The sequence below is a fragment of the Clostridium moutaii genome, from assembly GCF_041205085.1.
Taxonomy (GTDB): domain Bacteria; phylum Bacillota; class Clostridia; order Clostridiales; family Clostridiaceae; genus Clostridium_B; species Clostridium_B moutaii.
The window spans coordinates 32,750-44,785 of the sequence record NZ_JBGEWD010000003.1 but is presented as its reverse complement, the minus strand read 5'-3'; the positions used below and the strand labels follow the sequence as shown (position 1 = coordinate 44,785).

Below are 12,036 nucleotides of genomic sequence, written 5' to 3'. Positions count from 1 at the left end.
ACTATTAAGGTAATACTTATTAGAGATTGGGATACTGTAAATTGGAGGAATAAATTCATGGTTATATCACTTATTTTAATATTTATTGTTATTTTATTTCTTCCAATACCTTTAAAAATAAAAATACGATATGCTGATAAAAAATTTACTATTAAAATTTACAATTTAAACATTAAACATAAATTTAATTTAAATAAAGATCAACGTTCTTCCAATAATTCCACAAAAAACAATGGATTGTTCTTTTTTATAAATAAACTTAGATCACAGGATTTCAAAGAAATAAAGATGAAGTCCCCTATTAAAGTGAATATAAAATTCGCCTATGGTCTTAATGATGCTGCATATACAGCATTGATATACGGCGTCATGTCATCATTAAAAGCATTTCTCTTTAATAAGCTGAATAAAATATTTCTTGTAAAACAATATAATTTCCATATAAAACCTGATTTTAATAATTTTTATTTTAAACTAGAAGTAAACAGTATAATTTATATGAGTTTAGTCAAAATTATCTATGTATATATAAAATTATCTAGTTATAAGAACCAATCTAAAAAATTAAACAAATCAATATCAGGAAATTCTGCATAGTACTAATTTAAGAATTATAAGGAGGAGTTTTTATGGATAATCATCCTATAGAAAATTTATTAAAAAGCACAATGGAAAATTTAAAGGAAATGATAGATGTAAACACCATAGTGGGAGACACAGTTGAATCAAAAGATGGCTCTATCATAATACCCATTTCAAAAGTGTCCTTTGGATTTGCATCTGGTGGAAGCGAATTTGATCTGCAGCACGATGACGTATCTAAACCCGACTACCCTTTTGGTGGAGGTTCAGGGGCTGGAGTAACAGTAAAACCTGTAGCTTTTTTAGTTACAAAAGGTGAATCTGTAAGACTCCTGTCTTTAAATCAAAATAACACCTGTGAAAAGGTAGTGGATTCCATTCCTCAAATAATGGATTTACTTCGGGGAATGATGTCTTCCAAGTGTAAAAAAACCAAAGAAGATTCCTATCACAAGGCAAGAAATGAAAATGAAGCTGAAAAAGATCACAGCGAAGATAATCTTTCCTAAAATAACTTATTATATCTGATGCATTTTAGTGATATTAAAACATAATTTTAAATAATTATGTTTTAATATCACTTTATTTCAAGGCTGCCATTGCTTAAAGCAACCCTAGCTTTGTAAAGCGGTGGTAATCGCTGCTATGATTCTGTATAAATTCTTCCAAATTTCAGGTGCAAAACATTCCTTATGAGAAGACTCCATCTGAACCTTAGAATTACTTCATATTTGAACCAATACTATACAATTAAAGAATCTAAACTTGGAATATTGTCTACATTTTCAAGTCCAAAATACTTTAAAAATTCTTCTGTAGTACCATACAATATGGGCCTTCCAGGAACATTTAACTTTCCATTTTCTTTTATAAGTCTCTTTTCAATCAAAGTGGATATAGCTTTATCACTTTTTACCCCTCTTATTTCATCTATATCTATTCTAGTTATAGGCTGCTTATACGCAATAATAGTTAAAGTCTCCAGTGATGCTTGAGATAAAGATTGTTTTGAGTTATTTCCCAGCAGGTTTTCAACATAACTGCTGTTTTCAGATTTTGTGACCAGGCTATATCTGTCATTATCTTTTAAAATCTTTATACCTCTGCAGCCTTCTTTATATGTAGCTATCATTTCACTGAGTAAATTTTTTGTGAATTCTATATCACATTTTATTATTAATGCAATTTGTTTAATACGAAGAGACTCGCCGGAAACAAATAATAGTGATTCTATTATAGAAAAATAGTTACTTTTTGACAATCTCTTCTTTTCTAGAATTTCATAAGCATTTTTATCACTTTTGTTTTTCATTTTCAATTACCCTTTCTATATAAATTTCACTAAAATTTTTACTTTGCACTACAAATATTACTTTAAGCTTTATAAGCTCTAGAAGTGCAAGAAATGTAATTATCTTTTCTATTTTAAAAGGACAATTTTTCATAATAGATGAAAATTCAACTTTTTTCTTTTTATATGTAATATCCTTTATATAAATTATTTTATCTTCTAATTTAAATTTATCCATAGATATCTTTTTATACAACACAGTTTCATTATTAAATTTACTTGCATACTCTTTCATCATCCTGGTATAGTTTTTATACATGTCCAACATAGTTATACCCTTTAAAATCTCTGATATATCTTTTCCCTTTACCTCTATTATCTCTGGCTTTTTTCCATACATTCTACCTATATTGTCACATCGACTTCTCAAAAACTCAGCTGCCATTTTAAATTTTTTATATTGAAGAAGCTTGTCTACTAATTCTTTTCTAGGATCTTCTTTTTCATTTTCATCAGTTTCATCTAAACTTACTTTTGGGAGAAGAGTTTTTGACTTTATTTCTATAAGTGAAGCTGCGATAACTATGAACTCAGATGTTATGTTTAAATCCATATCCCTCATATCATTTATATATTTTAGGTACTGTTCTGTAATTTCATAAATTTTTATATCATATATATTCATTTTATTTTTTTTTATAAGATGAAGCAATACATCAAAAGGGCCTTCAAAATTTTCTATTTTTATATTCAAAGACATCTAGATACTCTCTCCTAAATTTTTAGCTAAATATTTTTGTCCATATTTTATTCCGGTATTTAATTCAATTTTCATTATACGTTCTAAAATTCTTCCTATAGATTTTCCATCTTTTATTCCCTGAGAAACTATATTATTTCCATTTAAGGAAGTCTTATAATTACGTAAATTATCAATGTAATTATATATTTTATATTCCAATTTAGGATTCCAGCTCAAAAATATAAGCCCATAATCATTTAGCTTTCTCAATATGGTATATAATTTATAATTTTCCATTGTATCTGTCAGCAAATCAACTACTTTATAAGAATTTTCGATAAAACATTTCATAGTACTTCTCAATTTTCTATCTAAAATTGAGTTTTCAACTAATATTCGGGCATACTTTTCATCTCGCAGAGAGTAAAACAACCTAAGAATTCTTACATCTACACTTGCACAATTGGTTTCATTTTCAATGCCATTTATGACTTTATTTCCTAAATAGTGTTTATCTATGCTAAATATTTTTAAATCATTACATAGATAAATATTTTTTATCCACTCATCTTCACAACACAAAAGATATATTTCTTTTACTATTCTATCACTACTTATGGTATTAAATATACCTTTATCAATGCATTTTTTTATTTCATCCCTATCTTCCAACTTGAAATTATACCTGACAGCATATTTTACGGCCCTAAATATCCTAGTAGGATCCTCTCTGTAACTATTAGAATGTATTTTCCTCAAGACTTTATTTCCTAAGTCCTGCATGCCTCCATAGATATCTATGATATCTTCCCCTTCAATATCATAGGCCAATGCATTTACAGTAAAGTCCCTTCTATATAAATCCTCATGTATATATGATGGAGAAATAGTAGGCAGTGCTCCATTTCTAAAATAGCATTCTTTCCTGCATCTTATTAAATCTATACTAACACCATTTTTAAATACCAGTGAAGCTGTTTGAAACTTGATATGATACTGACAATATTTTAATCCCTGTAATTCATTTAAAATATCATTGGGACTGCCATCTATACATATGTCAATATCTTTTATCTGGTTTCCTAAAATAGCATCTCTAACAGCACCACCAACTATGTAACACTTTATTCCCTTATGACTGCACAAATCTCTTATTGAGTTTATACTCTCTAACTCACTATAAGTAAATGCCCTCAAAATATCCATATCCTATTTTTCTCCTACAATTTTTAAATAATAAGCAGAAAACTCAAATTGAATTTTCTGCCTTTATTATACTATATATTACCTGCACTAAAAACATATATATTATATTCCTTGAGGTAAAACATTCCTGATATTATCTTTTAGGTTCCAAAATATTCCTGGCTTCTTCACATTTCTATCACTGTGCAAATCAATTTTACCTGCAAGCTCTCCATTTACATATACATCACAATATCCAACTTTTTCTCCCTTTTCATATTTCTTTTTATTCTTATCTATTACACATTTATAAGTAATTTTACTGTCCTTTCCCTTCTCGGTTACAACGGTTAAATCAGATGAGGCTTTAGCAATAAAAAATCTATCTCCCTTTTTGTTTAGATTAACTCTCTCTACATCTTTTTCCTTTTTAAAAATACTTTTGGAAGAATACTTTGAAAATCCATAGTTCATAAGCATACTTGCATCTTTATTTCTCACTTTATAGGTGGGCGATCCCATCACTATTGCAAGCATTCTCACTCCATCTCTAACAGAAGTGGCTGATATACAATACTTTGCCGAACTGGTAAATCCGGTCTTCAATCCATCACAACCATTAAAAAACCTAACCAGCTTATTGTGGTTTACCAACTCTATAGGGCTTTTTCTCCCCTGGGATATAGTTTCCATATATGTCCCCGTATACTTTAATATGGTAGAATGTTTTAATAATTCTCTGGACATAATCCCTACATCATAAGCAGTGGTATAATGTCCTTCTTCACTTAATCCCGTACAATTTTTAAATTCCGTATCCTTCATTCCCAATTGTGCTGCCTTTTTATTCATAAGATTTACAAATGCCTCTTCACTGCCTCCTAAATATTCTGCCATAGCAACTGCTGCATCATTTCCCGATGCTATTCCTATTCCCTTTAGCAAATCCTCTACAGTCCTGACTTCCCCTGTATCCAGCAGCATAGAACTTCCACCCATTTTTTTTGCATTTTCACTGACAGTTACTTTATCTGACAGGGATATTTTTCCGGAATCCACGGCTTCCATACTTAAAAGCATAGTCATTATTTTAGTAACAGAAGCTGGTTCTAATTTTTCATGAGAATTTTTTTCAAATATTACCTTGCCACTTACGGGTTCTATAAGCAATGCAGACTTAGCATCCACATTTAAGTCTGATTTTATAGCTTTAATCTCTGCTTTATCTGATTTAGTTAAAGGTTCAGCTCTAACAGATATGTTCCATACATCCATTATAAGAAATAAACTTAACATTATGCTTGTTAAAATTAGGGTCCTCTGTTTTTTTTTCATTTTACCTTTCTCCTTCCTTCAAAATGTATTTTTCCCGAAATTAGTAATATTATCACACAAATGCAATAAAAAAATACATCAGTATTAAAAATTTAATACTGATGTATTTTTCCTATTTTCACTATGCTCTCGGATGGGACTTTTTATAGACCTCAGCAATTTTATTTCTTTTTAGAACCGATGAATACACCTGAGTGGCAGATAGATCTTTATGGCCTAAAAGCTCCTGTACAGATTTAATATCAGCTCCATTTTGAAGCAAGTGTACTGCAAAAGAATGCCTTAAGGTAAAGGCATTTATATTTTTATCTATTTTAGATTCTTTTGCATAATATTTTACTATTTTCCAAAATCCCTGACGGCTCATTTTCACTCCCTTTAGGTTTAGAAATAAAACATCTAAATTGTATACATTTAATTCCGGTCTTACACTTAAATAATTTTTTAAATATTTTACAGCCACAGAACCTATAGGCACTATTCTTTCTTTATTCTTGGAATTATTACATTTTATATATGACAACTTTAAATCTATATCATATATAGTTAAACTTAAAAGTTCCATTACCTTCATTCCTGCAGCATACATTACCTCCAGCATGGCTTTATCCCTTATTCCCTTGTCAGTACTCAGATTTGGGGAATCAAGGAGCTTGTCTACTTCTTCTATGGTCAGTACTTCAGGCACATTGTGTTCTACTTTTGGAATTTGATAATACAAAATTGGATTTTCATTTATAATTCCCTTAAGCATCAAATATTTATAAAAGTTTCTAAGAGACACAATATTTCTCACTATTGAAGAAATAGCTTTACCTGCCTTTTGAAGATATTGTACATATGCCATTATAGATATAATTTCTACCCCTTCTATATTTTCCTTTCTATCTTTTATAAAGTCATAAAATTTATCTATATCCCTTACATATGCATCCATAGTATTTTTACTCATATGTTTCTTTTCCAATTCTTTTGTATAACCCAATAAAAGGCCATTCAAAATTATCACCTGCTCTTTAGAGTTAGAATTCAAAATTTTAAAAACTGATTAAAGACACTGATATAATTATATATCAGATCTATATTTCTACTGAATATACCATTTACCAATATGCTGTTGTCATATGAATGGGGTTTGATAATAAAATTATATAAAATAACATCTATAAATTTAGGCAGAAATATTCCAAAAAATATCAATATGAAAAAGCATTTTAATACTCCTATAATAAAATTTGATTTTTCTTCATTGAAGATCATAGCAATATTCCCTCAAGACTTACTGCAACAAACTTGATCATATTGGGAGTTAAATAAGCTTCCATAAAAAAACCTATACACATTATCATTGCCACTATCAAAAATGAAATGGAATAAGATGTAATGCTCACTAGAATATGCGATTTCCATTGGACCTTGGATCTATCTTTAAATATCATTAGTGAAAATTCCATGGCAAATACAGATGAAAGTATTATACAAGGTATGTATATTATGTTCTGAGGCAATACACCCAGCAGAGAAATCCATATCCCTTTTATCCCCATCTCGCTTATTATAAAACTTATAGAAAATCCTATGGTAAATCCCTTTATTATATCTATAATAAGTATTATTGGTATTCCTATCATTGTAAGTCCTAAAAACCATACAGCTAAAATTACAGGGATATTATTTTTTAAAGTTTGAAATAGAATAGACTTATAATTTACACTTCCGGAATCTATGGTAGTCGTAAAATTTTTAAGATAATTTACTAGATCACTTTTTTCAAATCCTCCCATATATCTAACACTGTATATTCCCAACACTATACCTGTAAAAAGACATAATAGACTTATAACATACAGCCAGAAATTATTTTTAATATGTTTATTTATCAAGCCTGAAACTTTATTTTCTAACACAATTTCATCCCCCTTTTGTTAATCATCTTCTCTAAATAATCTATGATTTACAAAAGAGTTATATGACTATATTTATATCATCATAAAAGCGCATATGGTCTTGGCATCTATTATTTCTCCCTTTTTTATCATATCTTTAATTCTGCTTTCTTTAACTTCCTTAACATTTATAAATTCATCCTCATCGCCTATATCATTTCTTCCCTTGTATAGATCTTCAGCTTTAAAAAAATATATATACTCATCACAAAATCCTGGACTTGTAACTACCTTACCAATATATTCAAACTTCCTGGCTTTATAACCTGTTTCTTCCTCCAGTTCTCTCATACCACAGACTTTTATATCTTCATTTTTTTCAATTTTACCAGCAGGTATCTCAAGAATACTCTTTTCTATAGGTTTTCTAAATTGTTCCACCATAAACAGTGTATCACTATCTTTATAGGCAAGTATTGCCACCCCACCTGGATGATTTACTATTTCCCTTTTACTCTCCCTACCATTGGGAAGCTTAACAGTCTGCAAATTTACTTCAATAATTTTACCACTGTATATTATATCTTTTTTTATAGTTTTTTCAGAAAGATCCATGTTTATACACTCCTAATACAAACCAATTATTGGTTTCAATTTTATACTTTACAACCGTAATTGTCAATTATAGCTGACTTTCTATCTTTTCCACTAGTCTTTTATAATATCTTATAATTGCTTTTAATTCCTCTTCCCTGTCCAGATCATTTGATATCTTTTCTCTAAGTTCATTTACTCTACTTATAATTAAATTTTGTATGTTTTTTATTTCTTCTAATTCTAGCTCTATTTTCATATTAATATAGCCTCCTTACAAAAACTTCCATTCATTTAGAATGAACGGAAGTCTTTAAGTTTAACTAACCTTATTTTTAAGTCTGAGTTTATCGGCAACCATTGCAATAAATTCGGAATTTGTTGGTTTGCCCTTATCGTTATGTATGGTATAGCCAAAAATTTTATTTATAGTTTCTACCTGACCTCTTGACCATGCAACTTCAATTGCATGTCTTATAGCTCTTTCAACTCTGCTGGCAGTAGTATTGTATTGTTTAGCTATAGAAGGATACAATTCTTTTGTAACTGCTGATAAAAGTTCCATATTATTTACAACCATAGTTATTGCTTCCCTTAAATACATATAGCCCTTTATATGTGCAGGAACACCTATTTCATGAATTATATTTGTTATCTCCTGCTTTAAATCAATAGGATTGTCCTTGGAAAACTTTATTTCATCAGTATCCATAAATGACATAGTTTTTTTAATTTCATCTCCACTGATTATGGTATTGTTGAACATTTGTCTGATTCTTCTTGTAAGCACATTCATATCAAAAGGTTTTATTACATAATAATCTGCACCCAAAGTTATAGCTCTTTGAGTTATCTTATCCTGCCCAACTGCAGATAAAACTATTATCCTGGGCATTGGATCCATATTCATACTATTTAATCTTTCCAAAACCCCCAATCCATCAAGATGAGGCATTATTATATCTAGTACTACTAAATCCGGTTTTTTCTCTTCAATTAAATTAAGAGCCTCCACTCCGTCTTTAGCAATACCTGTAACCAATATATCTTTTTGGTTTAGAAGATAATCATTTAGAATGTTACAAAATTCTTTATTATCATCTGCTATAATTACACTTATTTTTGAATCCTCCATATTTTACTCCCCTTTTCCTAATTAATTCCCATATCTTAACAAATAATAAATTCGACAAAGGAATTTTAATTCCTTCTTTTTTTTGTAAAAATTTTTATACTTTATATATCTATTTGTGGATTATCTTAATAATGAAGGGTTTGTGCTTTTTTATGCAATTATAAAGATAGCATATAAAATGCTATCTTTATAATTGCATAATCTTATTTTAACATATTTTATATACTTTTTTAAGTTTTTCTATATTTTATATTATTTTATTGTTAATTTTTTATATTTTCTATTTTGATAAAATATTTGCATCTGTTAGCATCCAGTCTATATAAATACCATATCCTACTTCTGGTCTGTTTATAAGTACATGAGTCACAGCTCCAACTAACTTATTATTTTGAATTATAGGACTTCCACTCATGCCCTGAACTATTCCACCAGTTTTATCTAATAGCCTGCTGTCTGTAACTTTTATAACCATACTTTTAGGTCCGGGTAAATCCTGAACTAATAATTTTTCTATTTCTATATCATAGTACTCTGGTGTCCCTCCGGATATAGTGGTAAGAATTTTGGCAGGTCCTTCTTTTATTTCATTTCTAAGACCAATCTTAAGCGGCTTACAGCTTTTATTTTTAAGCTCTATATTTCCTTTTCCGAAAATTCCACATTCTGTATTTTTACTTATGTCACCCAATTTAAGTTCTTCATTTACAAATATACCTTTTAACTCTCCTGGATTCCCCTTTATTCCCTTTTTAACAGATACTATGGAAGAATCAACTATATCCCCAGAATTTATATTTAACTTTGTTCCCGTATCTATATCCACTATGGGATGCCCTAATGCTGCAAACATTCCACTTTTTTCATCATAAAAGGTTAGAGTTCCAATTCCTGCAGTGGAATCTCTTATCCAAAGTCCTATTCTATAATTATTATCTTCTAATCCATTTACAGCCTTTACTGTCTTCTCAATTTTATTTCCATTTCTCTCCACCACTATTTTTATATCTTTTCCTTTTGTTCTATTTATCTCAGCTTGAGTTTGCTCCGCATTTTTTACAAGGGTATCATTTACTTTAATTATATTATCTCCTATTCGTATACCAGCCAATGCTGCTGGACTGGTAACCTTTCCCCGAGAAGTCTCTATATCTGAAAGAGCCACTACAAGTACTCCTTTAGTATTTAACTTTATTCCAATTGGTTGACCTCCGGGGTATACGCTGATACCACCGGCTGCAACTGTTTTAAATGTGGACTTTGTCTTAAATGTTTGAGCCAAATTAATACCTTTATCTATATTTTCAACTTTATAATAAGCAACTGACATCATAAACAGGATGGGAATTAACATCCAACGCAATGTGATTTTTATTTTTTTATTCATGCTTTTACCTCCCGTCTTACACTGCTTTTTCTACGATTAAGTTGCCCTTTTAAATATGTTATTATGCTATCATATAGTTGCATCTATAGTTAATGTATTGTTTTTAAATATAAATTTATACAGAAAGTTAAAAGTCACCTTTTAAACATATCTAAAGTAAATATTTTACTTTAATTTGCTATAGAGGTAACTTCCATAATTCTATTTTTCAAATTTTTTTAAATCTGCCATTCTAACAAGCTCTTTAGCATGTTCCAAAGTAAGTGGCGTAACTTCAACTCCTCCTATCATTCTAGCTATTTCATATTGTTTTTCCTGTTTATTCATTTTTTTGATTTTAGTGTAAGTTTTATTTTTAAAAACCTTTTTTGAAACCCAGTAATGGTTATCGGACATGCATGCAATTTGGGGCAAATGGGTAACGCAAAATACCTGATGTTCCTTTGATATATTATACATTTTTTCAGCCACACGCTGTGCTATTCTCCCACTTATTCCAGTATCTATTTCATCAAATATAATAGATGGGATGTGATCTCTATCAGCAAATACAGTTCTCAATGCCAGCATTATTCTGGACAATTCTCCTCCAGATACAACTTTTTGAAGAGGTTTTAATGGTTCTCCCGGATTAGTCGATATATAAAAAGTTACTTTATCCATACCTTTCAAATTGAATTTTTCTTCCAACTTAACTTCTATTTTAAACATGCACTTTTCAAGTCCCACAAATTCCAGTTCATTTTTAATGTTTTTTTCTAAATCCACAGCTATCTTACATCTGAATTCATGGATATCTTTACTCTTCAATCTCATTTTATCTTCTAATTTTAGTTTTTCCAAATTTAAATTTTCTATTACCTCTGAAACGTTTTTCATCTCTTCATATTGCTTTTTTACCTTATCCTTATAATCTAATATCTCTTTTATACTACTCCCATATTTTTTTTTAAAACCATTTATTTTGTATATTCTGCTGTTTATGGCTTCCAATTCCTTTTCATCAAAACTGAAATTATCTTTTATATCTCTTATTTCCTCTATGCTTCCTTCTATATTATAATAACTGTCCTTAAGGGAAGTATATATTTTTTTTATCTGCGGTGCAATATTCTCTATAGAGGCAAGCTGTCCTATAACCACCCCTAAATTATCATATATGGAATTATCATCCTCTCCACCACCGTAAAGATTCATATAGCACTTACTTATCGTACTGCTTATTTTTTCAGAATTTGATAGGATCTTAAATCTTTCATTTAATTCTTCTTCTTCCCCTTGTCTTAAATTGGCAGAGTCAATTTCATCTATTTGATATTTTAAAAAATCAACAAGTTTTTCTCTATCTTCACTTTTACCTGAAAGCTCATATATTTTATTTTTTATATGGCTCAAGCCTTCATAATCTTTTTCATAATCCTTTAACATGTTGTAAATAGAATCTTCTCCATAATAATCCAGGTAATGTATATGGTTTTCCTCTGAAAGTAAATTTTGATTATCATGTTGTCCATGTATATCGATTAAAGTACTGCTTATATGCTTTAAATTCACCATCAAAATGGATTTTCCATTGATCTTTGCCACAGTCCTGCCGGACTGAAAAGATTCTCTGCTTATTATAACCAAATTTTCATCCGAGTCAATTTCTTCCTTATTTAAAATTTCCAGAGTTTTGGGATTTTGTATAGTGAAAACTGCCTCAACAAAAGTCTTATTTTCTCCAGTTCTTATTAAATCCTTATTGAATTTCCCTCCCAAAACGTAGTTTATAGCATCAATGAGTATAGATTTACCAGCTCCTGTTTCTCCAGAAAGTACGTTAAAACCGGATTCAAAAGATATAGTCAATTTCTCTATAAGTGCAAAATTTTTTATGTTCAATTGGAGCAACATAAG

General features: G+C 29.5%; 13 protein-coding genes. 2 read left to right on the top strand and 11 right to left on the bottom strand.

What is annotated here, in order from left to right; translation table 11 throughout:
- Positions 1-57: 57 nt before the first annotated feature.
- Both AB8U03_RS04525 and ytfJ read left to right on the top strand, forming a co-directional pair.
- Positions 58-597 carry a DUF2953 domain-containing protein gene (locus AB8U03_RS04525; protein ID WP_369703363.1) on the top strand — a complete coding sequence of 180 codons (540 nt, stop codon included), beginning with the start codon at positions 58-60 and terminating at the stop codon, positions 595-597.
- Between the two features lie 32 nt (positions 598-629).
- Positions 630-1,091, top strand: a complete 462-nt coding sequence (ytfJ, locus tag AB8U03_RS04520; protein ID WP_369703362.1) for a GerW family sporulation protein — start codon at positions 630-632, stop codon at positions 1,089-1,091.
- Positions 1,092-1,324: 233 nt separating this feature from the next.
- Here ytfJ and scpB read toward each other — a convergent pair whose 3' ends face one another.
- The 11 genes from scpB to recN all read right to left on the bottom strand — a co-directional run bounded on the left by scpB (position 1,325) and on the right by recN (position 12,033).
- Positions 1,325-1,894 carry an SMC-Scp complex subunit ScpB gene (scpB, locus tag AB8U03_RS04515; RefSeq protein WP_369703361.1) on the bottom strand — a complete coding sequence of 190 codons (570 nt, stop codon included), beginning with the start codon at positions 1,892-1,894 and terminating at the stop codon, positions 1,325-1,327.
- On the bottom strand, positions 1,878-2,633 hold the full coding sequence (locus AB8U03_RS04510) for a segregation/condensation protein A (protein WP_369703360.1): 756 nt from the start codon (positions 2,631-2,633) through the stop codon (positions 1,878-1,880). The genes scpB and AB8U03_RS04510 overlap by 17 nt, the downstream gene beginning before the upstream one ends.
- Positions 2,634-3,821, bottom strand: a complete 1,188-nt coding sequence (locus tag AB8U03_RS04505; RefSeq protein WP_369703359.1) for a tRNA nucleotidyltransferase/poly(A) polymerase family protein — start codon at positions 3,819-3,821, stop codon at positions 2,634-2,636.
- Positions 3,822-3,923: 102 nt separating this feature from the next.
- Positions 3,924-5,135 carry a D-alanyl-D-alanine carboxypeptidase family protein gene (locus AB8U03_RS04500; RefSeq protein WP_369703358.1) on the bottom strand — a complete coding sequence of 404 codons (1,212 nt, stop codon included), beginning with the start codon at positions 5,133-5,135 and terminating at the stop codon, positions 3,924-3,926.
- Positions 5,136-5,256: 121 nt separating this feature from the next.
- Entirely contained in the window at positions 5,257-6,135 is an 879-nt protein-coding gene (gene xerD, locus AB8U03_RS04495; RefSeq protein WP_369703357.1) for a site-specific tyrosine recombinase XerD, read from the bottom strand.
- Between the two features lie 256 nt (positions 6,136-6,391).
- Entirely contained in the window at positions 6,392-7,042 is a 651-nt protein-coding gene (spoIIM, locus tag AB8U03_RS04490; RefSeq protein WP_369703356.1) for a stage II sporulation protein M, read from the bottom strand.
- A gap of 72 nt (positions 7,043-7,114) precedes the next feature.
- A complete protein-coding gene (locus AB8U03_RS04485; protein WP_369703355.1) occupies positions 7,115-7,636 on the bottom strand; it encodes an NUDIX hydrolase in 522 nt (173 codons plus the stop codon).
- A gap of 67 nt (positions 7,637-7,703) precedes the next feature.
- Entirely contained in the window at positions 7,704-7,874 is a 171-nt protein-coding gene (locus AB8U03_RS04480; protein WP_369703354.1) for a hypothetical protein, read from the bottom strand.
- Positions 7,875-7,934: 60 nt separating this feature from the next.
- Positions 7,935-8,750 (bottom strand): sporulation transcription factor Spo0A, encoded by an 816-nt coding sequence (gene spo0A, locus AB8U03_RS04475; RefSeq protein WP_369703353.1) that lies wholly within the window; start codon positions 8,748-8,750, stop codon positions 7,935-7,937.
- Between the two features lie 280 nt (positions 8,751-9,030).
- Positions 9,031-10,137 carry a SpoIVB peptidase gene (gene spoIVB / locus AB8U03_RS04470; protein ID WP_369703352.1) on the bottom strand — a complete coding sequence of 369 codons (1,107 nt, stop codon included), beginning with the start codon at positions 10,135-10,137 and terminating at the stop codon, positions 9,031-9,033.
- A 201-nt stretch (positions 10,138-10,338) separates the two neighbouring features.
- Positions 10,339-12,033: a DNA repair protein RecN gene (gene recN / locus AB8U03_RS04465; RefSeq protein WP_369703351.1), complete on the bottom strand. Its 1,695-nt coding sequence runs from the start codon at positions 12,031-12,033 to the stop codon at positions 10,339-10,341.
- Positions 12,034-12,036 lie beyond the last annotated feature (3 nt).